At 69.1% G+C, this 26,811-nt stretch carries 19 protein-coding genes; 7 read left to right on the top strand and 12 right to left on the bottom strand.

The genetic code is table 11. The features are described 5' to 3' along the window. From tnpC to TsocGM_RS07775, 3 genes are all read left to right on the top strand, one after another. Positions 1–599, top strand: a 599-nt coding sequence (tnpC, locus tag TsocGM_RS07785; protein ID WP_126724740.1) for an IS66 family transposase, incomplete at its 5' end; no start/stop codon positions are given. Positions 600–696: 97 nt separating this feature from the next. Then, a complete protein-coding gene (locus TsocGM_RS07780) occupies positions 697–1,269 on the top strand; it encodes a recombinase family protein (RefSeq protein WP_126724739.1) in 573 nt (190 codons plus the stop codon). 66 nt (positions 1,270–1,335) lie between these two features. Continuing rightward, entirely contained in the window at positions 1,336–2,025 is a 690-nt protein-coding gene (locus TsocGM_RS07775; RefSeq protein ID WP_233578572.1) for an iron-containing alcohol dehydrogenase, read from the top strand. A 95-nt stretch (positions 2,026–2,120) separates the two neighbouring features. Here the strand turns inward: TsocGM_RS07775 and TsocGM_RS07770 are convergent, their stop codons facing one another. Next, positions 2,121–3,140 carry a DUF1559 family PulG-like putative transporter gene (locus tag TsocGM_RS07770; RefSeq protein ID WP_126724737.1) on the bottom strand — a complete coding sequence of 340 codons (1,020 nt, stop codon included), beginning with the start codon at positions 3,138–3,140 and terminating at the stop codon, positions 2,121–2,123. Positions 3,141–3,627: 487 nt separating this feature from the next. Here TsocGM_RS07770 and TsocGM_RS07765 point away from each other — a divergent pair, with 487 nt between their 5' ends. Next, entirely contained in the window at positions 3,628–4,251 is a 624-nt protein-coding gene (locus TsocGM_RS07765) for a sigma-70 family RNA polymerase sigma factor (protein ID WP_126724736.1), read from the top strand. Between the two features lie 91 nt (positions 4,252–4,342). Beyond that, on the top strand, positions 4,343–5,050 hold the full coding sequence (queC, locus tag TsocGM_RS07760; protein ID WP_126724735.1) for a 7-cyano-7-deazaguanine synthase QueC: 708 nt from the start codon (positions 4,343–4,345) through the stop codon (positions 5,048–5,050). Positions 5,051–5,157: 107 nt separating this feature from the next. On the opposite strand, the gene TsocGM_RS07755 is transcribed toward queC, so the two are convergent. Then, a complete protein-coding gene (locus tag TsocGM_RS07755; protein WP_126724734.1) occupies positions 5,158–6,153 on the bottom strand; it encodes a hypothetical protein in 996 nt (331 codons plus the stop codon). Between the two features lie 242 nt (positions 6,154–6,395). Continuing rightward, entirely contained in the window at positions 6,396–8,117 is a 1,722-nt protein-coding gene (locus tag TsocGM_RS07750) for a DEAD/DEAH box helicase (RefSeq protein WP_126724733.1), read from the bottom strand. Between the two features lie 275 nt (positions 8,118–8,392). Here TsocGM_RS07750 and TsocGM_RS07745 point away from each other — a divergent pair, with 275 nt between their 5' ends. After that, positions 8,393–9,742 carry a Gfo/Idh/MocA family protein gene (locus tag TsocGM_RS07745; protein ID WP_126724732.1) on the top strand — a complete coding sequence of 450 codons (1,350 nt, stop codon included), beginning with the start codon at positions 8,393–8,395 and terminating at the stop codon, positions 9,740–9,742. 554 nt (positions 9,743–10,296) lie between these two features. Next, positions 10,297–14,892 carry a tetratricopeptide repeat protein gene (locus TsocGM_RS07740; RefSeq protein WP_126724731.1) on the top strand — a complete coding sequence of 1,532 codons (4,596 nt, stop codon included), beginning with the start codon at positions 10,297–10,299 and terminating at the stop codon, positions 14,890–14,892. Positions 14,893–15,054: 162 nt separating this feature from the next. Here the strand turns inward: TsocGM_RS07740 and bioF are convergent, their stop codons facing one another. From bioF to tkt, 9 genes are all read right to left on the bottom strand, one after another. Beyond that, a complete protein-coding gene (gene bioF, locus TsocGM_RS07735) occupies positions 15,055–16,260 on the bottom strand; it encodes an 8-amino-7-oxononanoate synthase (protein ID WP_126724730.1) in 1,206 nt (401 codons plus the stop codon). Continuing rightward, positions 16,257–17,357 (bottom strand): beta-ketoacyl-[acyl-carrier-protein] synthase family protein, encoded by a 1,101-nt coding sequence (locus tag TsocGM_RS07730; protein ID WP_233578570.1) that lies wholly within the window; start codon positions 17,355–17,357, stop codon positions 16,257–16,259. Before TsocGM_RS07730 ends, bioF begins: the two co-directional genes overlap by 4 nt. 236 nt (positions 17,358–17,593) lie before the next feature. Then, positions 17,594–18,562, bottom strand: a complete 969-nt coding sequence (gene bioB, locus TsocGM_RS07725; RefSeq protein ID WP_126724728.1) for a biotin synthase BioB — start codon at positions 18,560–18,562, stop codon at positions 17,594–17,596. 85 nt (positions 18,563–18,647) lie between these two features. Continuing rightward, positions 18,648–18,854 carry a hypothetical protein gene (locus TsocGM_RS07720; RefSeq protein WP_126724727.1) on the bottom strand — a complete coding sequence of 69 codons (207 nt, stop codon included), beginning with the start codon at positions 18,852–18,854 and terminating at the stop codon, positions 18,648–18,650. Further along, positions 18,851–19,417, bottom strand: coding sequence for an HYExAFE family protein (locus TsocGM_RS07715; RefSeq protein ID WP_126724726.1), 567 nt, complete (start codon positions 19,415–19,417; stop codon positions 18,851–18,853). The genes TsocGM_RS07720 and TsocGM_RS07715 overlap by 4 nt, the downstream gene beginning before the upstream one ends. A 191-nt stretch (positions 19,418–19,608) precedes the next feature. Continuing rightward, a complete protein-coding gene (locus TsocGM_RS07710; RefSeq protein ID WP_126724725.1) occupies positions 19,609–22,428 on the bottom strand; it encodes an MGH1-like glycoside hydrolase domain-containing protein in 2,820 nt (939 codons plus the stop codon). 130 nt (positions 22,429–22,558) lie between these two features. After that, positions 22,559–23,584 carry a phosphogluconate dehydrogenase (NAD(+)-dependent, decarboxylating) gene (gene gnd, locus TsocGM_RS07705; RefSeq protein ID WP_126724724.1) on the bottom strand — a complete coding sequence of 342 codons (1,026 nt, stop codon included), beginning with the start codon at positions 23,582–23,584 and terminating at the stop codon, positions 22,559–22,561. 138 nt (positions 23,585–23,722) lie between these two features. Further along, entirely contained in the window at positions 23,723–24,397 is a 675-nt protein-coding gene (rpiA, locus tag TsocGM_RS07700; protein WP_199756715.1) for a ribose-5-phosphate isomerase RpiA, read from the bottom strand. Positions 24,398–24,485: 88 nt separating this feature from the next. After that, positions 24,486–26,567 carry a transketolase gene (gene tkt, locus TsocGM_RS07695; protein ID WP_126724723.1) on the bottom strand — a complete coding sequence of 694 codons (2,082 nt, stop codon included), beginning with the start codon at positions 26,565–26,567 and terminating at the stop codon, positions 24,486–24,488. Between the last annotated feature and the right edge of the window lie 244 nt (positions 26,568–26,811).

Here is a 26,811-nt window from a genome sequence, read left to right as displayed (position 1 = left end):
ACGCCCGCGGCCTGGTCGCCGTCGGCTGCTGGGCGCACGCGCGGCGGAAGTTCTACGAGGCCCGCACCAGCGACCCGGAGCGGTCGCACGCGGCGTTGGCGTGGATCGGCCGGCTCTACGACGTCGAACGCGAGGCCAAGGGAGGCGGCTGGGGCGACGACCGGCTGATGGCGGCGCGGGGCGAGCGGTCGCGACCGCTGCTGGAGTCGCTGTGGTCGTGGCTGGACGACGAGTCGGCGAAGGTGCTGCCGAGGAGCCCGATCGGGGAGGCGATCGCTTACGCCCTGTCGAACCGGGCGGAGCTGAGCCGGTATCTGGAGTCGCCGTATCTGGCGATCGACAACAACGCGGTCGAAAACGCCCTGCGGCCGGTCGCGGTGGGGCGGAAGAACTGGCTGCACCTGGGCAGCGACCGCGGCGGCCGGACGGCGGCGACGCTGATGAGCCTGGTCCAGTCCTGCAAGCGCAACGGCAACGAGCCGTTCGCCTACCTCCGCGACGTGCTCGACCGGGTCAGCACCCACCCGGCGAGCCGCGTCGATGACCTGCTGCCGGACCGCCGGGTGTTGCCGGGGGCGGCGGGTGGCCGAAAGGGATAGTTAACGGCCACCCCCGCGGTGGGCCCGGCGACGGCAGGAGATCCGGGGCCCGACGGCCCCGGTCCGGCGGGGGTTTTCGGCCAGGGAGGGCCGGCCCATGCGCGCCGCACTCTACGCCCGGGTCTCGACGCACGACCAGCAGACCCTCGGGATGCAGGTCGAGGCGATGACGGCCTACATCAGGGACCGTGGCTGGGACCTCGCCAGACGGGTCGAGGACATCGGCTCGGGGGCGAGGGAGCGAGCCGGGCGTGAGTCCCTGCTGAGGGACGCCCGCCGCCGCGAGGTCGACGCCGTGGTGGTCTGGCGGCTGGACCGCTGGGGCCGCTCCCTGCCCGACCTGGTAGTGACGCTGCGCGAGTTGACCGAACTCGGCGTCGGCTTCGTGTCGCTGACCGAGGCGCTGGACCTGACCACCCCGACTGGCCGGGCGTTGGCCGGCATGGTGGCGGTCTTCGCGGAGTTCGAGCGGGAGATCCTCCGCGAGCGGGTCCGGGCCGGGATCGCCCAGGCCCGGCGGGAAGGCCGTCCCCATGGCCGCCCGCCGACCGCGTCGTTGAAGTCGGCCGAGGTCCTCCGGCTCAAGGCCGAGCGGGTGAGCCACGCGGAGATCGCGCGGCGACTGGGGATCGGCCGGACGTCGGTCCGCCGCATCCTGGCCGCCGGCTGACGGCCAGGGCCGCCCTGCGCTCGGGCCGCGCGGGCGTCAAGGATGGTCTTCACCGGACGGATACCCTTGATCCAGCTCCCTCAGACCGGACGGAAGACCATCGCGCTCAGCCCTCACCTGCTCCCAAGCGTCGCGATCTGCGACCCCGAGCTGACGCTCGGCCTGCCTCCGGTCCTCACCGCCGGGACGGGAATGGACGCCCTGGCTCACTGCATCGAGAGCTACCTCTCCACCACCTTCCATCCCATCTGCGACGGCATCGCCCTGGAGGGGATCCGGTACGTCACCCGGGGACTGGAGCCGAGCGTCCAGGACGGCTCCGATCGCGACGCCCGACGGTCAATGATGATGGGGGCCCTGCTCGGCGGCATCAGTTTCCACAAAGGGCTCGGCGTGATCCACTCCCTCTCCCACGCCCTCGGCGGCGAGGGCCGGGCGCATCACGGCACGCTCAACGCGATCCTGCTGCCCCACGCCCTCCGGTTCAACCTGGAGGCGGCTCGCCCCCGGCTGGCCGTGCTCGCGGCACAGCTCGGCCTGGGCCGATCCGGCGACGGCCCCGGCCACCTGATCTCCCTCAGCGAGATCCTGCTCGCCCGGCTTCCCCTGCCCCATCGCCTGGGGGAGGTCGACGGCCTGGATCGCGACCGGATCCCCCACTACGCTCGCCTCGCGATGCTCGACCACTGCCACAGGACCAATCCTCGCCCCTGCGACGAGCAGGCGATGGCCGAGTTGCTCCAGGCCGCCTGGTGATCGTTGATCCGAGTCTCGATCTCGGCTCCTCGCCGATCGGATCGAGCCAGACCGGAGGATGCCTCTCGCCGATCGATCCGGGAGCCCGCCCGCGATCAATACTGGTCGGCGCTGATGACCTCGCCCGCCTTGATCGTGTTCAAGGCCAGCCAGATCGGATGGGAGACGGTGTTCTTCAGAAATCGGACCGACCCGTCCCCGAGCACGACATTGATCCCGCCGGGATGGCGGCTTCGGGCGGCCGCGAAGGCGTTGTTGTCGCTGTTGGCGCTGGTGCAGGGCATGCGGTCCTCGGGGACGCAGAAGATCGGCTGGTTGAGGTAGTCGCCTCCGGAAACCAGTCCGAGATAATCCTGGAACTGGTTTGGTGCGAACCGGGTCATGAACGAAGCCCCTCCGGGCACGCTCGACCACATCACGCCCCGGACATCATAGAGGTCCCCCTGAAGCACTTCCGCGATGAACACCGTGTTGCTGGTGCCATCGCGGACCTCGGCGAGCCGGACCGCCTTGTGGCCGAACGCCGATTGCAAGTACTGCTGAGTCCCGACCGCCCGCTGGCCCCAGTTCGTGTTCCCCCAGCTCACCGCGTAATTCCCCTTGGTCAACCTCGGCCCGCTCAGCAGCCCTCCGGCGTATTGAGGAGTAATTTGGAACATGCGTTCCTCGTCGCTCGGGCACTGAAAAAGGCCGATCTTGGTCGCAGACACCGTGCTGTTGGCGAAGAACCCCTCGGCGGGTGCCAGCCCCGGTCCGGCGAATCCTTCCGCACCAAGCGTGAAATTGAAGGCGTCATACAAGGCCTGCTGCTCGAACTGCGGAAGCATCAGGATGAACCAGGTCGTGTTTTGGGTCCCGGAGAAGATCGTCGGAAAATCATTCGGACCTCGACCGGGACGCGGGGCCCAAATCCGCCCGGGGGCCAGCGTCCCGTGGATGTCGTTGTAATTGTGGAGCGCCAGTCCCAGTTGCTTCAGGTTGTTGGTGCATTGAGCCCTCCGGGCCGCCTCTCGGGCCGCCTGGACCGCGGGCAGAAGCAGTGCAATCAGGACGCCGATGATCGCGATGACCACCAGCAATTCAATCAGGGTGAAGGCGCGTCGCGAACGAAGCATGGGCGCAACCTCGTCAAGGCCGGGAGCTTCAGGCAACCAGCGGGATGGGAGAGAGGGTCGTTCGACAACAGAGCGTTGTCGCTTCAGGGGGAGAATCCCCAGGTGATTGCAATCTACTCGACGCGGTGGCCCAACGCGAGGAAGAATCCATGAACTTCTTTGCCGTGTTGCGGTCCCTCACCGACCCCGGGTCCGCGAGCCTCGACCCGATCGAGCGTGTCTGCTGGGCACGGGCCTCTCGAGCCTGGCGACGATCCCCTGGGCAAAAGCGCGGCCCGACCGGTCCCCCCTCCGTGCCCTGATTGGGGACGCGAGCTGGTTCGGGAGGCCCGGGTCGGCGGATCGGCCCCGCAGACCTAGTTCCTGAGGCGAGAGAGGAGGATCGGCTTGCCCGATCGAATTCGGGGCGATCTCGATGCGAGACGCTGGGGCGGGACGAGACGGCCGGCGGACGACCGATGACCCCGGAGGGAATCGGAGCACGCGAATGCTCGATCACGGACCCGAACCGGACCCCCGCCTGGTGCTGCTCGTCCGGGCCAGGAACGGCGACGTCGAGGCGCTCGGGCGCCTCTTGGAGCGATACCGCGACGACCTGATGTTGCTCTCCCGCTTCCAGGTCGGCGCCCGGTTGCGCGGCAAGGTCGACCCGGCCGATCTGGTCCAGGAAACCTTCCTGGAGGCCCATCGCGACTTCGAGCAGTTCCGGGGGACGACCGAGAAGGAATTCGCCGCCTGGCTCCGCCGGATCCTCGCCGCCAACCTCGCCAATGTGATCCGCCACTACTTCGGCACCCAACGGCGGGACATGAACCTGGAGCGCGAGCTGATCGACTCGTTCAGCGAGCTCTCCCGCGTCTCCGATCGCGGCCTGATGGCCCAGCAGGAAACTCCCAGCCAGCACGCCTCGCGCCGGGAACAGGCCGTCATCCTCGCCGAGGCCCTTCGCGACCTGAGCGAGGACTACCGCGAGGTGATCGTCCTCCGCCACCTGGAAGGGATGAGCTTCCCGGAGATCTCCAAGCGGATGGGCCGTACCGAAGACAGCGTGAAGAAGCTGTGGGCCCGGGCCCTGGCCCGCCTTCGACGGCAGATGAGGGCCGTCCCCTGAGCCTCCGAGGGATTTCGGACTTGCCTCCGCCCTCCCCCGGCACCACCATAGGGGGGCTCCGACCGGGGAGGCAAGGAGACCGGAGGCCCTCATGAGCAATCGCCCCAAGGCCGTTGTGCTGCTCAGCGGCGGGTTGGACTCGACGACCGTCCTTGCCGAGTCCCTCGCCCTGGGTTACGCCCCCTATGCGCTGACGATCCTCTACGGTCAGCGCCACGCCGTCGAGCGGGAGGCGGCGCGGCGGGTCGCCTCCGCGATGGGGGTCGAACGGCATGTCGAATTGGAGATCGACCTTCGGGCCTTTGGCGGCAGCGCCCTGACCGATGCCATCGCCGTGCCCAAGGATCGCGAGGAGGACGAGATGGCCGCCGGGATTCCGGTGACGTACGTCCCGGCCCGGAACACCATCTTCCTCTCGATGGCCCTGGCCTGGGCCGAGGCGATCGGCGCCTTTGATCTCTTCATCGGAGTCAACTGCGTCGACTATTCGGGCTATCCGGATTGCCGTCCCGAATTCCTCGCCGCCTTCGAGCGCCTGGCCGGGCTGGCGACCAAGGCGGGCGTCGAGGGGTCGGGGAGATACCGCATCCACGCCCCCCTGCTGAAGAAGACCAAGGACGAGATCATCCTCCGGGGAGTCGAACTCGGGGTCGACTACGGGCTGACCCACAGCTGTTACGACCCCGACGGTCAGGGTCGGTCCTGTGGTCGGTGCGACTCGTGCCGGCTCCGACTGGCCGCCTTCGGCCGGCTTGGGCTCAAGGACCCGGTCGAGTATCGGCCCGACGTCGGCGGCTGAACCAGCCAGGCCAAGGCACGGGTCGAACGACCGAACGGCGACGGGGATTGGTCCCCGTCGCCGCTCCGAAGGCGAAACGCCGATCGGGTTTCGACGGAGCTGCGGGATCAGTCATAGACCCACTCGTAGGGCGGGGCCTTCAGGCGGAACTCGCGTTCTCGGACGTCGAACTCGTCGCCGGGGGTGGCGAAGTCGATCCGGAGTGTCTTGTACTTGACGGTCGCCTCGTCTCCGGAGCCGTCCGGTCCCCCGTCGGCGATCTGCAGGCCGTCGGAGAGGCCGCGAACGTAGATTGACAGCGAGTCTGATCGGGCGATGTCCCGGTCGAGGATCCAGACGGCGACCCCGTGAACCGCCTCATCGACCCCTTCCTTCTCGCTCGGGGGAATCATCCCGGTGATCTGGACGGCGCCGAGGATCGGGGCCCCCAGCAGCGGCGGCTTGGAGTGTTCTCGAGCCCTGACGACCTCGACCGCCTGGGGCAGCACGACGTCGGGGTAGCGTTTCCCCTCGTCAGTCTCGAGGAAAAACTGAGGGACGAACATCCTTGGCTTGCCGGTTCGGTTGATCACCCGGTAGTAGAGGTAGAGGATGGTGCGACGCCCCTTGCCGGGAATGTCGATCGTCCAGGTCCGGAGCGGCTTGAAGGCGAAGTCGAGCACCCAGACCCCTTCCCGGAGGCCGGAGTCGGCGGTCGCGGCGCCGGAGTTCGAGCCGGAGAGCAGCTCTCCTTCCTTGAATTCGCCGGTGACCTGTCCCAGGGTCAGGGTCCCCTCGAATCCCTGGTCGTCGTCGGCCAGGATGATGCCGGTGGCGCCACTCTGCTGCCCGGTGATCCGCTCACCGATGGTGAAGTTCGCCTGCTGGTCCCGGTAGTCGATCTGGGGGGCTTTGTCCCTGGGCAGCGGGGTGGCGTCGATGACCGTCTCGTTCACCCGGGGTCCGCCTCGGGGGACCTCGACGGTGGGCAAAGTCTGGTCGAGCGCGAAGTCCGGGATCGGGGTCGGCCCCTCGTCCTGGGCCAGGCCGGCCGGCACGCCGATGCCGATCGGGGCAACAAGCCAGAGGCCGAGCGCGGCGATCAGGGGAACATGGCGTCGCACGGAAGACTCCTCCCGCATCGAGGGAACGACGGAACAGGGACCGGAATCGGCAGGGTCGCGAGGGAGGCCGCGTCGAGGGATGTTGACCAACTTTAGCAGCTTGACTGCACTTACGTCAAGCCGAGCCGGAGCCGGGCCATCCCCGGTTCTCGATCGCCAGGGAGACGGAGCAGGACGACCGAAAGCAGGCCCACCATCCACCGCCCTCGGGGTGAGCGGGCGCGCCGCCAGATTGCTTCGGGTCACTCGGCCGGGCGCACGGTCACCTTCCGGCCCTTGATCGTGCTGGCCCGGAGGGCGGCGACCACCTCGTCGGCGACGTCCTCGGGCACCTCGACGAACGAGAAGCGGTCGGCAATCTCGATCGCGCCGATCAGGCGGCCGCTGATGCCGGCCTCGTTGGCGATGGCGCCAACCAGGTCGCCGGGCCGGACGCCCGCCTCTCGGCCGGCGCCGATGAACAATCGAGCGACCCCCGAGCCGAAGCGTCCCGATGCGGGCCCCGATCTCCCGGGTCGCCGATCCCGGGCCGGGCCGGCAGGGCCGCGCTCGCGGGTGGGGCGTCGGTGGCGATCCCGAGGAGGGCGATCGCCCCGAGGGGAGATCGTCGGAATCTCCTGCTCGTCCTCACTGTCGTTGCCCAGGGCGTTGTGTGCCAGCTTCAGGGCAGCCAGGCTCACGGCCATGATGTCGAACTCGCCGGTCAGCGACTCCAGCACGACCCGGAAGCGATCAAGGTCCCCTTCCAGCAGCGCCTCCCGGACGGCGGCCCGAGTCAGGTCGAGCCGACGGGAGCGAACGTCGGCGACGGTGGGCACCTGGGCCAGCTCGATCTTCCGCTTGGTCGCCCGCTCGAAGTTCTGGAGCAGGCGGTGCTCGCGCGGCTCGGCCAGCGTGATCGCCACCCCCTCCCTGCCCGCTCTCCCGACCCGGCCGATGCGGTGGACATACGACTCCGCCTCGGTGGGCGGGTCGTAGTTGACGACGTGCGAGAGGTGCTCGATGTCCAACCCTCGGGCGGCCACGTCGGTGGCGATCAGCAGGTCGGCCTGGCCGGCGCGGAACCGCTTCATCACACGGTCGCGCTGATCCTGCGTCATTCCCCCGTGCAGCGATTCGGAGCGGTAGCCCCGGGAGTTGAGCGTCTCCGCGAGCTGATCGACCTCGTCCCGGCGCCGGCAGAAGATGATCGCCGAGGCCGGATTCTCCAGGTCGAGCACCCTCCCCAGGGCGGCCACCTTGTACGACCGGGGCACAACGTAGGCGACTTGCCGCACCTTCGGCACGGCGCCGGCCGGGAGCTTCTCCTTGGCGATGGTGATTTGCACCGGGTTGCTCAGGTGCCGCTTCGCGATCCCGGCGATCCGAGGCGGCATGGTCGCGGAGAAGAGGACGGTCTGACGCTGCTCGGGAGTGGCGGCAAGGATCGCCTCGATGTCATCGGCGAACCCCATGTCGAGCATTTCGTCCGCCTCGTCGAGGACGACGGTGGCGAGGCCGTCCAGCGGCATCGTGCCCCGCTTGATGTGGTCCAGCACCCGACCCGGGGTCGCGACCACGACGTCGACGCCCCTCCCCAGCGCCCGGAGCTGCGGGCCGTACGCCTGGCCGCCGTAGATGGGCAGCACGTCCACCCCCAGCGGCTTGCCGTAACGATGCACCGCCTGGGCGACCTGCATCGCCAGCTCTCGGGTCGGCACGAGGATCAGCGAGCTCGGACGAGGGCGGTCGTCCCCCCGCATCCCCAGTCGATGCAGCAGGGGTAAGGCGAAGGCGGCGGTCTTTCCCGTGCCGGTGGCGGCCTGCCCGACGAGGTCTCGGCCCTCGATCAGAGGGGGGATCGTCGCTCGTTGGATCGGTGTCGGCTCCTCGTAGCCCAACGCGGCCAGCGGCTCCGCGAGGCGGTCGTCGAGGCCGAGCGCGTTGAATCCGGAGCCCTGGCCGTCGGTGCTCGGCTCTGCCATCCTGATGCGTCCTTCGATCGGATCGTGGGTATGCGGCGCTAGGACGCCGCGATCGGTGCTCGCCGATGCGTTCTCGGGCGAATCGATTAGTGTACCAAGATGCGGGCGGGACCGGATGGCCAGAATCGTCGATCCAGCGCCCCTCGACGATCCGAGAGGGTCGACGCCAAAAGAGCGGAGCATCGCAATCGAGCGGAGAGGCCGCTAGAGTCGGGGGAAGCGCGGGTCCCTTCTCCGCGACTACCTCCCATCCCGATCGAGCTGCGAGGCAATCCATGATTCGTCGCCAGTTCCTCCGCGCCGGGGCCGCGGGGCTCGCCCTGTCGGCCGCCGGGCGATCCGCCGAGGCCGCCGCGGCCATGCAAGGGAAGCGCGTCGGGCTGATCGGCACCGGCTGGTATGGCAAGATCGACCTGCTCCGGCTGATCCAGGTCGCGCCGGTCGAGGTCGTCTCCCTCTGCGACGTCGACTCGAAGATGCTCTCCGAGGCGGCCGACCTCGTCGCCACCCGCCAGAAGTCGGGCAAGACGCCGCGGACGTACTCCGACTACCGGGAGATGCTCAAGGAGGGCGACCTCGACATCGTCCTCATCGCCACTCCCGACCACTGGCACGCCCTGCCGATGATCGCCGCCGTCGAGGCCGGAGCCGACGTCTATGTCCAGAAGCCGATCAGCGTCGACATCGCCGAGGGTCAGGCCATGCTCGACGCCGCCCGCCGCACCGGCCGGGTCGTCCAGGTTGGCACGCAGCGACGGAGCACGCCGCACCTGATCGAAGCCCGAGACCGGGTGATCAAGGAGGGCTTGCTCGGCACGATCGGGCACGCCGAGGTCTACTGCTACTACCACATGAGGAACCGGAGTAACCCGCCCGACGCCGCCCCGCCGGACCACCTCGACTGGGAGATGTGGACCGGGCCCGCCCCGATGCGTCCCTACAACCCGATCGCCCACCCTCGCGGCTGGCGGGCCTTCATGGAATACGGCAACGGCATCGTCGGCGACATGTGCATCCACATGCTCGACATGGTCCGCTGGATGACCGGCCTCGGCTGGCCGAAACGCGTCTCGTCGACCGGCGGCATCCTCGTGGACCCCGGCGCGAAGGCGAATATCTCCGACACGCAAACGGCGATGTTCGAGTTCGAGCAGTTCCCCGTCGTCTGGCAGCACCGCACCTGGGGTCATCCCGTCGACCCGGATTACCCCTGGGGTGCCACCATCTACGGCGACAAGGGGACGCTCAAGCTCAGCGTCCACCGCTACGACTTCATCCCCCAGGGCAACGGCCAGCCGATCCACGGCGACGTCGTCTACGAACTCGACCAGTACCCCGAGGACCGCGACGAGAAGGACCTGGAGCGGCACGTCGCCCCGGCGGTCCGCCTGCACATGCTCGACTTCCTCTCCGCGATCGAGTCTCGAGGCCGCCCGGTGGCCGACATCGAGGAGGGACACATCTCGACCGCCTCCTGCATTCTCGCCAACCTGTCGATGAGGCTCGGCCGCTCCCTCACTTGGGACGCCCAGGCCGGCAAGGTTGTCGGCGATGACGAGGCCAATGCCCTGCTCGCCCGGCCCTACCGCGAGCCCTGGACGCATCCGTCAGCCGAGACGGCCTGAGCCGACTCCCGAACCCCCTCGGGAGAACGCCGGAGTCCGGCTGTTGGAGGAATCCAGGACCGCTCCAGGCCGGAGCCTTGCACCGGCCTGCGACCGCCTTCCTCCGGCAGCCGGTCCCCGACCGATCGACTTCCATCGGGGGATCGTGTCGGCGGCGTCGGCCAGTTCTCGACGAGTTCCCGGTGGATCGGATCGGAGTCCGACCAGCGGGGATTTTTCAGGGGACCGCACTGGTCAGCCGCTCGGGTCGTGTGATATAGAAGTCGTGCCATGGCCCCGGGCCGGATCACCAGGATGGGTGCACTCGACGAGGCCATTCCGCTCGACCTCCTGACAGACCACCGGGACTCGATCGCCATGGACGGCCCCCTGGATGACCCCCTCGAGGTGTCAGCCCTGAGCTGAGGTTGAAGCCCAACGATCGGCCGCTCGCCCCAAGGCGGGCCCGACCGCACCGCAACCGCACCAACGCCCCCCGCTCGACGGGAGGGTCGTGAACGGATTCGAGCGCGTCCGATCCCCTCGACGCCGCATCTCGCAAGGAGGAGAGACCGATGTCCGTGCGCTGGAAGCCTTTGATCGTCCTCTCGGGGTTGTTCGTGGCCGTGGCCCTCTGCGGCCTCGTCGCCTTCGTCCTCGTTACCCGGCAGGCCGACGCCGACGAACTCCTCGCCCAGGCCCGAGAGGCCCGATCGGCCGGCAACTTCGAGGAAGCGGAGATCTACTACCTCCAGGCCTCCCAGGTTGCCTCCTCGAACCAGGGCGCGATCAGCCAGGAGCTGGCCGATCTTTACGAGGCGTGGCTCCCCCAGGCCGACTCCGAGAAGCGGCCGCACCTGCAGGGCCTCCGCCTGAGAAGCCTTCTGCGCGCCGCCGACCTCGACAAGACGGCGCTGGAGCCCCGCCGCGCCCTGCTCGTCGAGAGCCTCGAGGGGGACAATCCGTCGGAGCAAGCCCAGTGGGCCCGAGAGGTCATCGCGCTCGACCCCGAGGACCTCGAGGCCCTGATCGTGCTCGGCCTGGAGGCGATGGAAGCCTCGCCGCCGAAAGTCACCGAGGCCAATCGCATCCTCGAATCGCTCCGGAAGCTGGCTCCTGATCGCGACCGGACCGCCTGGCTCGAGGCCCGGATCGCCCAGTACTCCCAGGAGAACGCCGCGCTGGACCGCATCCTCTCCGCCGTGATGACGTCCTCCGCCACCGCGGCCGACCACCCGATCGATCGGCTCTGTCGGCTCCGCCTGCTGGTCCTCGCCCTGGAGCGGGCGCCGAGCACGACCGACCAGGAGCGGGTGCTGGCCCTCATCTCCGAGCAGGCCGAAACGATCCTCGGCGGCAAGGAGGTCGAGGCCGCCCGGGTGGTCGAAATCCATCGGCTCTCCCGTCGCGTTCGAGACGCCCTCGTCCGGCTCGACGCCGAGGGGGGAGAGGCGCGCTGGCAGCCGATCGCCCAGGTGATTGACCGGGGCTTCGAGGCGGCTCTCCAGGCCGGCCAGGGTTCCGCGCTCTGGCTCTCGCAGGCATACGCCGAGCACCTCAATCTGAAGGGGGACCGCGCCGGGTGCCTCCGGGTCATCGAGGCCGCCCTCACCCCCGACGTGGTCAAGGACGCCTCGCTTCAGGAGGACGTCCTGCGGATGCGGGAGACGGCCATCAAGGCCGCCCTCTCCGGCTCGGATGATCCCGGCCGCTTCGACCGGGCCAAGCCCCACATCGAGGCCCTGATCGCCGGCCCTCGCCCCGAGTACCAGGGTCTTGGTCATTTGTTCCAGGGTGCCCTCGACCTCGAGCGCTCCGGCCTGACCGGGCCGAGAGAAGCCAACGGCGGCGGCGGCGCACCGAACTCGGCCTTGATCGACGCCCGGACCCATCTCCGGGAGGCGACGCTGAAGCTCCCCAACGTCGTTCTCGCCAAGGCGCTCTACGGGATCGCCCTGATGATGTCCGGCGAGCCGGCGCTCGGTCGGCAGCACCTCCTCGAGGCTCAGCGGGCCGAGGAGGCCCGGCCCGGGATCCTGGAGCCTCGCTACCAGGTCTGGGCCGCCTGGAGCCTGCTGGAGGCCGACTATCCCGAGGAGGCCGATCGCATCGTCTCCCGCCTCTCTCGGGCCGTTGAGCAGGATCCGTCGCTCGCCTCCCTCTCAGGCACGATCCGGCTGCTTCAAGGCGAGATCGCCCGCAGCCGCAGGTCGCCAAAGGACCTGGAGCTGGCCCGGGCCGCTTACACCAGCGCGATCGTCGACGGCGGGGAGGTCCCGCCGGCTGTCTCGCTCCGCCTGGCCGAGCTGGCCATCGAACTCGACGGCGCCGAGGCCGGCCTTGGCCAGCTCGATGACCTGCGCCGCAATGGCGGCGGCTCGCCGGCCCTGGAGGCGCTGGCCGTCTCGACGCTCATGGATCTCGATCGCCTGGAGGAAGCGGGCGAGACCCTGGATCGGGCCCGCCAGCAGTACCCGGCCGACCCGCAGCTCGCCGTCCTCTCCGCCGCGATCCTCGTCAAGCAGGAGAACCCCCAAGCGGCCGACGAGGTTCTCGCCGCCTTCCTCGCCGAGCATCCAGAGGAGGTCGCCGTTGCCCAGACCCGAGCCCGCATCCTCGCCGGGCCGCTGGAGCGGCCGGACGAGGCCCGCACCGTGCTCGTCGAGGCGGCCGAGCGCTCCGGTGTGACCGCCCCGTTCGTCCAGCTCGCAATGCTCGACCTGGCCCAGGGAGATCAGAAAGCCGCCGCCGAGACCGTCGCCACCATCCGTCGCCGCTGGCCGGAGGCCGCCTCGGCCGACCTGCTCGACGCCCAGCTCTGCCTCGCCCGCCGAGATTTCCCCGGCGCCTCCCGCTTCCTCCAGCACGCCTTGCAGAAGGATCCGAGCAACAAGGTCGCCCTCTTCTGGAAGGCTCAGCTCGACAGCCGGAGCGGATCCCCCGCCAAGGCGGCCGAGGTGCTCAAGGCCCTGCTCGAGGGCGACCCGGTCAAGGAGCTCGGCGACGGCCTGTCGCTGTCCACCGCCGCCGAGTGGTCGCTGGCGGCGCTGTCGATGGAGCACAAGGACTTCGACGACGCCATCGCCCGGCTCGAATCGATCGCCCAGGACGACCGGGCCGGCGCCCTGGGCCGAGCCGCCCGCTGGAAGCTGATCGCCGCCCGCTCCCGAAAGGGCCAGTGGCAAGACGCCCGTAAGGAGCTGATCGCTCTGCTCAACGAGCCAGAGTCGACGATCGACGAGCGCGTCCAGGCCGCCGATCTCTTCCGAGCGAACGGCGAGGAAGAGGTCGCCGAGAAGCTCCTCGACCAGGTGCTCGACCGCGTCCCCGCCCACTCCGGCGCCGTCGTGGCCAAGGCGTTCCTGCTTGGGGAGCGCGACCAGGAGGCCGAGGCCGTCACCCTGCTCCGCTCGGCGATCGACCAGGCCGAGCAGCCCCCGGCCGTCTACCTGCTGCTCGCCGCCCTGGCCTCGAAGGGGGACGCCTCCCACGAGGCGATCGCCGAAATCCGCACCACGCTTGAGGAGGGCCTCCAGGCCCACCCCGAGTCAACCGACCTCGTCCGCACCATCTACGAGCTGATCCGACGCTCCGAGGGGGTCGACGCCGCCCTCGCCTTCGCCGAGGATCGGGCTGACTCCGAAACCACCGAGGGGGATCGCTTCCGTCGCCTGCTCGCCGAGTTCTACATCCGGGAGGAACGCTTCGAGGAGGCCGAATCGCTCATCTCGAAGCTCCTGGAGGCGAACCCGAAGGACGCCCTCCTGGCCGAGGGGCTCATCGGCGTCGTCTCCTCGCAGGCGATCCTCGCCTCCCGTCGCGACGACCGGGAGCGGGAACGAGAGCTCAACGCCCGCACCCTGAAACTCGTCCAGCAGTTCCGGGAGGAGTTCCCGGACAACCTCCGGTTTCCCCAGGCCGAGTGCGAACTGGCCATGCGCCAGGGAGACTATGCCAAGGCCGAGGCGGTCGCCCGGCAGATCGAGCAGATCAACCCCGATTCCCCCGTCGGCCCGCTGCTGAAAGCCCAGATTTACCGCGACCAGGGGCTCATCGAGCGTGCCGTGCAGGCCTACCGGGAGGCAATCGACCAGAACGACCACCGCGACGACATCCGGCTGGTCCTCGGCCAGTTGTTGCTCGAGACCGGTCGGGCCGACGAGGCCATCGTCGAAGCCGGCCGAATCCTCGACCGCTCCCCCTCCCAGCCCGACGCGCTGCTGCTCCGAGCCTCGGCGCTGGTCGCCCAGACCGGAACCGATCGCCAGAAGGCCGAGCGCCAGGAGGAGGCGATCGCCCTGCTCCGTCGGGCCATCGAGGCCAACCCCTCGTATGCTCGGGCCCACCTGGAGCTCGCCCGCATTGAGCACGACCGCGGGAACACCCCCCAGGCGATCGCCCTCCTGAAGACCGCCCGAGAGGCGATGCCCGAGGAGGGCTCCGTCCTCTCGGCCCTCATCCGCTACCTCGTCGAGCCGTCGGCTGACGGCTCGGCCGACGGCGAGGCCGGGGTTCAGGAGGCCCTCCGCATCGCTCAGGAGGCCGGCGAGGGGGACAAGACCGGCTCCCCGTCGCTGGCGATCGCCCTGGGCTTCCACCGAGGCGGCCGATCGGACCTGGCCCAGCCCTGGGCCGAGCAGGCCGCCAGCCTGATCGAGAGCCCCCTCGTGTACATCACCTACGGCGACATCCTGCTCTCCGCCGCCGAATCCCTGGGCGATTCCGCCTCCTCCCGCTCCCTGTTGCAGGAGGCAGTCGCCATGTACGACAAGGTGCTCGCCCTCGACGCCAAGTCGATCGAGGCGATCAACAACAAGGCCTGGATTCTCCATCGCTATCTCGACCAGGATCAGCAGGCTCTCGAGCTCGCCGAAGGCCTGCTCGGACGGGTCGAGCGCCGCACCCTCCCGGGCGAGTTCTTCGATACCCTCGGCTCGATCCAGGAGGCCGTCGGCCGCACCCATGACGCCGAGGAATCCTTCGCCGAGGGGCTTCGGAAGTCTCCCGACCTCGCCGTGCTCAATTTTCACATGGGCCGCCTGATCGCCGGCGACCCCGAGCGTTCGGCCCGGGCCAGCCGATATCTCTCCCGCGCCTGGGAGCTTCGCGATCAGCTCTCCCGGGAGGAGGTCGACGAGCTTCAGACCCTCCTCGACCGGGTCGGAGGCTGACCCCGGCGATGGGATCGACCGCCTCGGGCAACGCCCCGCCCCTCGGTCGCCTCTCCCGGCCGACCGGAGGGCGGGGCGGCCCGTTTTCCTCCGCCGCTCGCTCCGGAGTTCTGGTTCGGGAGCAGCCGTCTGGTCCTCGACCCTCCGAGGATCGGGTCCCCATCACTCCGGATCGGATCGCCGATCCCCTCGGCCCCGATCCTCCCGGATCCCTCGCATCACCTCCACGAGCCGATCGATCGCGTCGTCCTCGAGGGCTGCGGTGAGGCTGATCCTGAGCCTCGCTTCCCCCCTGGGCACGGTCGGCGGCCGGATCGCCGGGACGAGAAGCCCCGATTCGCGGAGGAAGGCCGCCGCCTCGCAGGCCTCGGCGGCCTCTCCGAGGATGACGGGCACGATCGGCCCCTCCGAGTCGGGGATCGCGAACCCCTCGGCCCGCAGTCGCGATCGCAGCCGTCGTCCGATCTCGTGCACCCGCTCTCGGCGCCAGGGCTCTTCCCGGGAGATTCGGAGCGCTTCCCCAGCAGCGGCCGCGGCGGCGGCGGGCATGGCGGTCGAGTAGACGAGCGTCGGAGCGTGGTTGATCAGGTGGTCGACCAGTCTGCGAGATCCGGCCACGAAGCCGCCGAGCGAACCGAGCGCCTTGGAGAGGGTTCCCAATCGGATCGGCACCCGGTCGGCCACCCCGAGCGCCGAGGCCGATCCACGCCCGTCGTCGCCGAAGACGCCCGTGCCATGCGCCTCATCGACGAGCAGCATGGCGCCAACGCGATCGGCCAGTGCGACCAGTTCCGGCAGCGGGGCAAGGTCGCCATCCATGCTGAACACCCCGTCGGTGGCGATCAGGATGCGGCGGAACCGACCCTGGTCTCGGGCCAACACAGAGGCCAGCCGGTCGGTATCGCCATGCGGGTAGACCCGGAGCCTGGCCCCCGAGAGCCGAACCCCCTGGATCAGACTCGAGTGGTTCAGCCGGTCGCCATAGACCGCATCGCCAGGCCCGACGAGCGCGGCGATCGTCCCGAGGTTGGCCGCATAGCCGGTCGGGAACAGGGCGACCGCCTCGGCCCCCTCGAAGTCGGCGATCGCCTCCGCCAGTTCCCGATGGGCTTCCGTCCAGCCGGAGACGAGCGGAGACGCCCCCGATCCCCATCCAAATCGGCCGGCGGCTCGGCCGGCGGCCTCGACAAGCCGGGGATCGCCAGCAAGGCCGAGGTAATCATTCGAGGAGAAGTTCAGGAGCGGCCTCCCGTCCTGCTCCACCCGCCCCGGCGCCCCCGGTCGGATCGCGATGAGCCGCCGGGTGAGCCCCTGACGCGCTCGAGTCTCGGCGATCTCGTCGATCCAGGAGAACGGATCGATGCTCATACGCCCCTCACTTCCTCTCGATCCCGGTCCCGACCGTCCTGGCTCGGGCCGGATCGCCTCGGACCGTCGGGAAGCCGCAGCACGGCCGCCGCCAGATGCCCGCCGAAACCGAGCGAAAGCTTCAACGCGACCCGAATCGTCCTCGGGCGGCCGATGCCCGGCGTCCCGTCCAGGTCGCAGGCCGGGTCGGGGTCGGTCAGGTTCAGGGTTGGCGGCGCGAACTGGTCGCGGAGAGAAAGGCAGGCGATCGCCAGTTCGGCCGCCCCCGCGCCGCCGAGCAGGTGGCCGATCTGTGGCTTGTTCGCCGAACAGGAAACCGCATCGGCCGCCGACCCGAGCGCGAGCCGGATGGCCCGGCACTCGAGCGGATCGTTGACCAGCGTTGCCGTCCCGTGGACGTTGACCAGATCGACCTCGTTCGGGTCGATGCCTCCTCGGCGGATCGCCTCGACGATCAGAGCCGCCAGGCGTCTCGGGTCGGGGTCGAGGTTCGTCTCGTGTCCGGCGTCGGAGCCGAGTGCCCCTCCCGCGACCTCGGCATACGGCAGGACTCCCCGGGCTCTCGCGTGCTCCTCGCGCTCGAGGACGAGCACCGCCCCCCCCTCCCCGACGAGGAAGCCGCTTCGGCGCCGATCCCAGGGTCGAACCGCCTCCTTCGGGTCGCCTCCGACGCGAGCCAGCACCCGCATCCGGTCGAAGGCACCGAGCACGAGGGGGTCGAGCGAGGCGTCGGTCGCCCCGGCGATCGCCAGGTCGCAGTCCCCTCGCCGGATCAGCTCGGCCGCCCGGAGCACGGCCACGACCCCGGTCGCGCAGGCGGCGATCGGTCCCAGGCTCGGCCCTCGCAGGCCCAGACTGCGGGTCGCGGCGCGGGCGGCCGCATCCGGCCACGCCTCGGTCCAATCCGGATTGGTCTCGGCCTGGGGGAAGTCTCTCGGCCGATCAATCCGATCACACCAGCGAGCCAGCAAGCCGAGGTGCCCCTTGCTCAGGCCGATGGCGGCGGCGGCTCGCTCCGGGTCGAAGGTCGGCTCCCCTCGATCGAAGAGGAGGGCGTCCTCCGCCGCCGCGACCGCCTCCGCCACGCCGGGAGGCATCGCGCGAATGCCCGGCCCCGGGATCGGGAACCCGAACCAGGGGCGCCCCGGGAGGCATCCGGCCGGAAGGGCGGATGCTCCGGATCGCCCCGATCGGATACCCGACCAGGTGGATTCCGCGTCCGGCCCCAGCGCGGTGCGGAGCCCGATCCCCGAGACGACGACACGAGGGACGCCTGTCCTCCTGCTCGATTCGATCATGGCGAGGTCCCCGAGCCGCCCGGGGCCGGGCGCCGTCAGCGGGGGGAGGCCTCCCGGGCGCGGAGGCCAAGCCGCTCGAAGAGCAGGCGGTCGGCATCAACCTCGGGGTTCGGGGTCGTCAGCAACTTCTCGCCAGCGAAGATCGAGTTCGCGCCGGCGAGGAAGCAGAGCGCCTGCTCGGCCTCGCTCAGCTCCAGGCGGCCGGCGGAGAGCCGGACCATGCTCGTCGGCATCAGGATCCGAGCCGTGGCGATCGCCCGGACCATGGCCCAAACGTCGACCCGGGACCGGCCGGCCAGCGGCGTCCCCTCGACGGGGACCAGCGCGTTGATCGGGACGGATTCCGGCGGCTCGGGCAGGTTCGCCAGTGTGTGCAGCAGAGCGATGCGATCCCCTTCCGACTCTCCCATCCCGAGGATCCCGCCGCAGCAAACCGAGACGCCGGCCTCCCGGACGTGACGGAGGGTGTCGAGGCGATCCTCATACGTCCGCGTACTGATAATGCGGCCGTAAAACGATTCGGAGGTATCCAGGTTGTGGTTGTAGGCGTCCAGGCCGGCTTCCTTCAGGCGGCGGGCCTGGTCGGCGGTGAGCATGCCGAGCGTGGTGCAGACTTCCAGCCCACCGATCGCCTTGATGCGCCGGATCATCTCCAGCACCTGCTCGAACCGGGCGTCGTCCTTCGCCTCTCGCCAGGCGGCCCCCATGCAGAAGCGGGTGGCGCCGTCGCGTCGGGCTCGCTCGGCCTCGGCAACGACCGCGTCGACGTCCATCAGCGGTTCCGACTCGACCGCTGCCTTGTGGTGGGCCGACTGCGGGCAATAGGCGCAGTCCTCGGGACAGCCGCCGGTCTTGATCGACAGCAGACGGCAGACCTGGATCTCCCCGGGGTCGTGGTGGCGGCGGTGGACCTCGGCGGCGCGGAGGAGGAGTTCCAGCACCGGGGTCCGGTAGATCGCGGCGACCTCGTCGATCGACCAGCGCGGAGTCGAGGCGGTCAGCATGAATCGGGCCGTGAAGCGTTCGAGGGAATCGGGATCGGAGGGTCGGTTCGACCGACCGACGGAGGAGGGCCGAGGTTCGCTTGGATCAGCGTCGAGCGGAGATGCAGAGCACGAACATGATGGCGATGCAGCCGGCGCCGGCGGCCAGATACCCGAACAGCGGCTTCCCTTGGCTCTCTCCCTCGGCCGGCGGGACGCCGAAGTCACCCTGAGCGGTCGAGGAAGGCGGAACGGCCAGGCCGAGGGCCAGGGCGAGCAGGGCCCCTCGGCCGATGCGGGCAATCGCGGTCATCGGGACGGTTCCTTGGGGGGTCGGGAGACTCCCCGGCTCGGCGGAGCGGGGAGGGGAGGCAGCCAGTCGTCCAGCGGCCGGACACGGCGTCGGAAGGCCCGACGGGCCATGGCGACCGCCTTCCAGGACGGGCCTCTCGAGCGGAGGTGGGCCACATAGTCGTCCAGCCCCACCGCCCAGAAGCGGTAGATCCGCCCCCGGAACGGGAAGCCGCCCTCCCCTGGGGGCAGGCCGATCGCCGGCGGGCGCTCGGCGTAGGCGAAGGCGAGAATCGACCGGAAGGACGGGCCGAACAGCTCCTGCCAGCGCACCAGGCCATCGAGGTCGTCGGTCGTCACCCAGTTCTCCCAGCGGCGCCGGCCGGATGCATTCTTGCCGCGCTTCCCCTTCACCTCGACGACCAGGTTCGGGCCCGATCGGGGGTAGAGCAGGAAGTCGGGCGACTTCACATCGCCGTCGCCGACCAGCGCCCGCCTCGCCTCGTCAATCGCCACGCAGGGGACGCGGAGCGACCGCACGTAGGACTCGAAGGCCGATTCGTAGTGGTTCGAGCGATCGGCCATCGTCCCCCGGGCCCTCCGACTCGGGACCAATCCAGCACGATCATCATAGCGGACCCTCGATCGATTCGCGAGCCCTACCCCCCCGGCCGATCAGGGTCGATCCGTTCCTCGAACCAGGGACCTCGCCCCACACTCCTCCAGGACGAACCGGCGCCGGGGGCAGACCGACTTGATCTCCCCTGCTCGTTGGATCACTCCGGCGCCATCAACGCCTTGTACGCCAGGCTTCGGTCCGAGCCCGCCCCGGTCCCGGCGTCGGAGGGGGCGGCAGCCTTCCACTCGTCGATCAGGCAGGCGACTAGTCCCGTCCACCCCGTCTGGTGCGAGGCTCCCAGGCCAGCCCCCTCGTCACCGTGAAAGTACTCGTAGAACAGGATCTGGTCGCGCCAATGGGGATCCCGCTGGAAGGTGTCCTGTCCGCCGAAGACGGGACGCCGGCCGTCGGGTCCGACCCGGAAGATCGAGATCAGCCGGTCGGCCAGATCCGACGCCATTTCGCGGTAGGTCAACACGCGGCCGTCCTTCCGAATACCGTCGGAATCCCCCCAGGCCTTGCCGAGCTTCCGCAGCGATTCGATGAGCAGGAAGTTCGTCGGGAACCAGATTGGCCCCCGCCAGTTCGAGTTCCCCCCCTTGAGCTTCGTGACCGACTCGGCCGGCTCGTAGGCGACCACGTGCCCCCGGAAGACGAAGGGCCGCTCCGAGTGGGCCCGAGAGAGGCTGCGGACCCCGTACTCCCCGAGGAACTCCTCCGAGTCCCAGACCCGCTCCAACAGGCGGTGGAGCTGGTCTCGGTCAACGATCGTCAGCACGAGCGTCGTCCCCTGCCCGTCCCGAGTCTCACACTCGTGGACCACGTCCTTCACCAGATCCGGCCGGTTCTTCAGGAACCACTTCAGGCTGGCCGTGAAGCTGGGGAACTGCTCGATCCAGTCCAGCTCCAGCCGCTCGACGGCGTAGAGCGGAATCAGCCCGACCAGCGACCGGACGCGGAGCTTGTGAAACTCACCGTTCGGATACCGAAGCACGTCGTAGAAGAACCCGTCGCGGTCGTCCCAGAGCTGGTAGTCCCGGCCGCCCATCTTCTTCATCGCGGCGGCGACGTAGGCGTAATGCTGGAAGAACTTCGTCGCCATCCCCTGGTAGACGGGGTTCTCCTTGGCCAGCTCCAAGGCGATCCGCATCAGGTTCAGGCAGAACATCCCCATCCAGCCGGTCGCGTCAGCCTGTTCGATCACGGTGCCGTCGGAGAAGGGCTCGCTGCGGTCGACGATCGTGATGTTGTCCAGCCCGAGGAATCCGCCCTCGAAGATGTTGTTCCCCTGGCGATCGACCTTGTTCACCCACCAGGCAAAGTTGATCAGGAGCTTGTGGTAGCAGCGCTCAAGGAAGCCGCGGTCGCGAACCTCCCGGCCGTAGTGCCTCTTGTCGAATTGCGCGGCCATGTGATAGACGCGCCAGACGGCCCAGGCATGCACCGGGGGATTGAGGTCGGAGAACTCCCACTCGTAGGCCGGGATCTGGCCGTTAGGGTGCTGGAACTGCTCGAACAGCAGAACCCAGAGCTGGTCCTTGGCGTACTGCGGGTCGACCAGGGCGAGCGCGACGCAATGAAAGGCGAGATCCCAGGCGGCGAACCAGGGGTACTCCCACTTGTCGCAGACGCTCATGATCCGCATCGAGTTCAGGTGCAGCCAGTGCTGGTTGCGGATCGACCAGCGCGAGGCGGGAGGGGGCCAGCTCGGGTCGTCTCCCCGGAGCCAGTCGTGCACGTCGAACAGGTAGATCTGCTTCGTCCAGAGCATGCCGGCCAGCGCCCGGCGCTGGATCATCGCCTCCTCGTCGGACGCTCCTTCCGGTCGGATCGCCTCGAAGAAGGCATCGGCCTCCAGTTTCCTCGTCTTGAGGATCGGGTCGACCGGCCCCAGGGGGTCGTCCAGCCCAGGCTTGTCGGAAAGGCGAAGCCTGACGGCCACCGAGCCCCCCGGTGGAACCCCCTCGAAGACGTAGTGCAAGCCCGCCTTGGTCCCGATCCGAGCCGGGTTCGTGGCGCCGGAGCGTCCCTCGACGATCCGATCATGGAAGGCATCCTTCACGAACGGCTTGCGGTTCCGGGCGCCGGCCCCGAACACGCGGGGCATGTTGGTTTCGTTGTCGGTGAACATCGCCTCGGCACCGGCCTCGGCGTAGAGCGATCGGCGGCCGAGCGAGTAGGGAATCGGCATTCCCTTGGGAATCGTGGCCGGTGAGTCATCGGCCCAGAGTTCGATGAAGGCTTCCGACCGAGCCGGCGCCATCGAGATCCGAGGCTCATCCTCCGGCGACAAGGGACGGCCCCCTGCTCCCGCCCAGGCCCAGGTGTTCCGGAACCAGAGCTGGGGGATCAGGTGCAGCGGCGCCGGCTCCGGGCCCCGGTTGTGCGCGGTGATCCGGATCGCCAGGTCTTCCTCGTCGAACTTGGCGTACTCGATCTCAATGTCGAAGTAGCGGCTCTCGGCGAAGATACCGGTGTCGATCAGCTCGTATTCGAGCCCCTGGCCGCACCGGGAACGGTTCACCTCCACCAGCTGTTCGTAAGGGAATCGGCCCTGGGGATACTTATAGAGAAACGCCATGAAGGAATGCGTTGGCGTGTTGTCAACGTGAAAGTAGTATTCCTTCACGTCCTCGCCGTGATTCCCCTCATCTGGCGTGAGGCCGAAGAGGCGTTCCTTGAGAATCGGGTCGCGGCCATTCCAGAAGGCGGGGGCGAAGGCGAGGATCTGGTAGCGGTCGCAAACGCCGGCGATCCCGTCCTCTCCCCAGCGGTAGGCCTTGCTTCGGGCCAGGTCGTGCGGGAGGAAGGACCAGGCGTTGCCATCGGCGCTGTAGTCCTCCCGCACCGTGGCCCAGGAGCGGTCGGCCACGTAGGGGCCCCAGCGTCTCCAGCTCACGTTGTCCCGGTCGTCTCCCATCACATCGAGGAGGCGACGATGTTCGGCCGTCGGTCCGTGCGGCGAGTCGGTCGGCATCGGGGAGCCCGCATGGCGTTGGGGTCGGCCGGCTGCGTGCCGGGCGTCTAGGGAGACGGTGGGACGGCATCCCAAGAGCGCCGAGGCCCGGAAGCCCCTCGTCCGGGGGCCTCCAAGCGAGCTCTCCTCATCAGATGCCGGCGGAGAGCTTCTCGGAGTGGCCGCCGAACTCCTTCCGCATGGCGGAAGTGACCTTGTCGGCGTAGGTCGATTCGCCCCGGGAGGAGAACCGGGCGTAGAGCGCGGTCGTGAGCACGTGGGCCGGCACCGCCTCGTCGATGGCGGCCTGGATCGTCCAGCGCCCTTCACCCGAGTCGGAGACGCGACCGGAGAACGCGTCGAGGTCCGGGTCCTTGAGCAGGGCCTTGGCCGTCAGGTCAAGCAGCCAGGAGCCGATCACGCTGCCTCTCCTCCAGACCTCGGCAATGTCCGCGAGGTTGAAGTTGTACTGGTAGAGCGTGGGGTCCTTCAGCGGCGTCGTCTCGGCGTCCTTCTCGTGGTGCTTGGTGCCGACATCGGCGTGCCGGAGGATGTTCAGGCCCTCGGCGTAGGCGGCCATGATGCCGTACTCGATGCCGTTGTGGACCATTTTCACGAAGTGGCCGGCACCGGTCGGGCCGCAGTGCAGGTAGCCGTGCTCGGCGGTGCTCCCGGCGATCGCCTCGCGGCCGGGAGTGCGCGGGGCCGCCTCCACGGGAGGGGCCAGCGCGGCGAAGACGGGGTCGAGCCGCTTCACGATCTCATCCTCGCCGCCGATCATCTGGCAGTAGCCTCGCTCCAGGCCCCAGACGCCTCCGCTGACCCCCACGTCGACGTAATGCAGCCCCTTCGGCTTCAGCTCCCTGGCCCGGCGAATGTCGTCGTGGTAATGCGTGTTCCCGCCGTCGATGATGATGTCGCCCGGCTCGACGAGCGGGACGATCCGGGCGATCATCTCGTCGACGAACGCCACGGGGATCATCAGCCAGATCGCCCGGGGCTTGGTGAGCTTGCCCACGAACTCCTCGAGCGAGCCGCTCGGCTCGGCACCGGCCGCGGCCAGTTCCCCGACCTTCTGGGCGTTCATGTCGAAGACGACGCACTCGATGCCGGCCTTCAAGAGCCGGCGAACCATGCCCTCTCCCATCCGGCCCAGACCGATCATACCCAGTTGCACGGCGTTCCCCCTTTCCCGGCCGGCTCGGCGAGCGCGATCTCGCGACGCCTCCCCGACGTTGATCTCTCCCGCCGAGAGCCGCCCCCGGCGGCCTCGGCCCGTTGCGCTCCCAATCGGATACGATCGGATCGAACCAGATCATCCGCCCCGGGTCAGGACCTCGACGGTGCCGTCCCCGAGCTGAACGAGCACCGTCCCCGCCATCCCGATGAAGAGCCCCGTCTCCACGACCCCGGGGATCGCCCGGACCCGCTCTCCCAGGCCCCTGGGGTCCTCCTCCAGAGTCGACAGGTCGATGTCCACCGTGTAATTGCCGTTATCCGTCGGCACCGGCTGGCCCTCCCGCGATCGGAGTTCGGCGCCGAGCCCCATCTCCAGCAGGCGACGGCGGACCAGAGGCAGGGCAAACGGCACGACCTCGACCGGAAGCCGCTTGCAGTAGCCCCGGCCGAGGCGATCGGTCAGCTTCTCCTTGCCCACCAGGATGATCAGCCTCCTCGAATACGAGGCGACGATCTTCTCCCGGAGCAGCGCGCCGCCCAGCCCCTTGATCAGATTGAGCTCCGGGTCGACCGCGTCGGCGCCGTCGAAGGTGGCATCGATCGCGTCCACGTCCCCCAGCCCCAGCAGCGGCACCCCGACTTCGCGGGCTAGCGCCTCCGTCGCCCTCGAGGTGGCGATCCCCCGCACGTCGAGGCCCCCCCGGACGTGCTGCCCGAGCAGGCGGACGAAATCCGAGGCGGCGTGCCCGGTACCCAGCCCGACAACCGAGCCATCGACGACCAGCTCTAGCGCCTTCTCCGCGATCGTCACGATTCGGCCCCTTCCTCAACCGAGCCTAGGGAGCACATCGACCGGGGCCGCCCTCGACAGCCCCGGCACCGACCAGGCTCGAGCCTCCTCAGGCCGGGGCCGTCGCCCCGGAGACCAGCTCCTTGGCCTTCGCGACGACATTGTCGACCGTAAAGCCGAATTTCTTCTGGAGCTCCTTCAGCGGAGCGGACGCACCAAAGGTCTGCATGCCGATCATATGCCCCTTTGGCCCGACGTAACGCTCCCAGCCGAACGTGGCCGCCTGCTCGACCGAGACGCGGGCGGTGATGTGAGGCGGCAAGACCGCCTCGCGATAGGAAACGTCCTGGTGCTCGAACAGTTCCCAGCAGGGCATGCTCACCACCCGGGCGGCCACGCCGTCGGCGATCAAGCGCTCGAAGGCCGAAGCGCAGAGCGGGACCTCGCTGCCGCTGGCCAGGAGGATGACCTCCGGTTCCGCCCCCGAGGGCGGGTCGGCCAGGACATACGCCCCCCGGGCCAGACCCGACGCCGCGGCGTACCTCGAGCGGTCCAGCGTCGGCACATTCTGCCGGGTGAGCACCAGGCAGGCGGGCTCGTGCTTCAGCTTCATGATGAACCGCCAGGCCTCGACGATCTCGTTCGCATCGCCGGGGCGGATCGTGTACATGTTCGGAATCGCCCGCAGCGAGGCGAGCTGCTCGATCGGTTGGTGCGTCGGCCCGTCCTCCCCAACGCCGATCGAGTCGTGCGTGAAGATGTAGATCACCGGGATCTCCATCAACGCCGCCAGCCGGATCGCCGGCCGGGAGAAGTCGCTGAAGATGAAGAAGCCCGAGCCGTAGGGCCGGACCTTGGTTAGGGCCATGCCGTTGAGACAAGCGCCCATTCCCAGCTCTCGGACGCCAAAGTGCAGGTTCCGGCCGCCGTAGGAACCCGCCTGGAAGTCCCCGGCCTCGGGAGACTCGATCCGGGTCTTGGTCGACGGCGTCAGGTCGGCCGAGCCGCCGATGAACCAAGGGACGTTCCTGGCGACCGCGTTGAGGACCTTCGACGAGGCCGCCCGCCCGGCCAGTCCCTTCTCATCGGCCGGGAAGCTCGGCAGGTCGCGGTCCCAGCCCTCGGGCAGCTCCCGACGCTGCATCAGCTCGAGTTGCTCGGCCAGTTCGGGAAACCGGGCCTTGTACTCGTCGAACTTGACGTACCAGGCGTCCCGGAGCGACTTCCCCCGCCGGCCGATCCCCTCCTGGAAGCGATCATACACGCCGCCCGGCACGTGGAACGCCTCGGGGGAGAGCCCAAATCGCTCCTTGAATTCGGCGATGACCTGCTCTCCCAGCGGCTCGCCGTGCGCGGTGTGCGAGCCCTGCTTGGCGGTGCCGTAGCCGATGTGGCTGTCGACAATGATCAGCGTCGGCCGGTGCTGCTCTCCCTTGAAGGTCTGGAAGGCTCGGGAGAGCATCTCCAGGTCGTTGGCGTCGCCCACTCGGGTGACGTTCCAACCGGCGGCGATGAATCGCGTGGCGACGTCCTCGCTGAAGGCCAGGTCGGTCGAGCCTTCGATGGTGATCCGGTTGTTGTCGTAGATCCAGCAGAGGTTGGAGAGCTTCAGGTGGCCGGCGAGGCTGGCCGCCTCGTAGCTGGCCCCTTCCATCAGGCAGCCGTCGCCGGCGATGGCGTAAACGTCGAAGTCGAACATCGGGAACTCGGGGCGGTTGAAGTGCTCCGCCATCCACTTCCCGGCGATCGCCATGCCCACGCTGGTCGCCACCCCCTGGCCGAGCGGCCCGGTCGTCGTCTCCACCCCTGAGGTCCAGCGGTACTCTGGGTGGCCGGGGCACTTGCTGGCGAGCTGCCGGAACTTCTTGATCGACTCCAGCGGCACCGACGGCTCACCGAGGATCTCATACTTCGGGTCGACCGCCCGCACCCCCGTCAGGTGGAGCAGCGAGTAGAGGAGCATCGACGCGTGGCCCGCCGAGAGCACAAACCGATCCCGATTCGGCCAGATCGGATCGGCCGGGTCGAATCGGAGGAACCCTTGCCAGAGCGCATAAGCCACCGGGGCCAGCGCGACCGGAGTGCCTGGATGGCCGGAGTTGGCCGCCTGCACCGCGTCCATCGACAGGGTGCGGATGGTGTTGATGCAAAGCAGATCGAGCTCGGCCTGGCTGCGCGTCGCGACGGTCATCGTGGCGGATCTCCGGAGGATCGGCTGGCTCGCCCCGCGGAGTTCCGCCGCCGCGGGGCCGTTCTCGTCCCGAGTCGATCGGCACGGCCTCGGCTCGGCCGCCCCCGCCCCGACTCGCCACCCCGAGGGGGATCAGACGCTCGCCCGACACCCGATCGACGATCGATGGGAAACGGCCCACCCAAGAGATTATCCCGATCGGTGACGAACGCAAGGAATTCGACAGACCACCATAGTGCACGAT

It is taken from the genome of Tautonia sociabilis, from assembly GCF_003977685.1.
Classification (GTDB): Bacteria; Planctomycetota; Planctomycetia; order Isosphaerales; family Isosphaeraceae; genus Tautonia; species Tautonia sociabilis.
The sequence above is the reverse complement of the archived record's forward strand: the minus strand, read 5'-3'. Positions and strand labels throughout refer to the sequence as shown.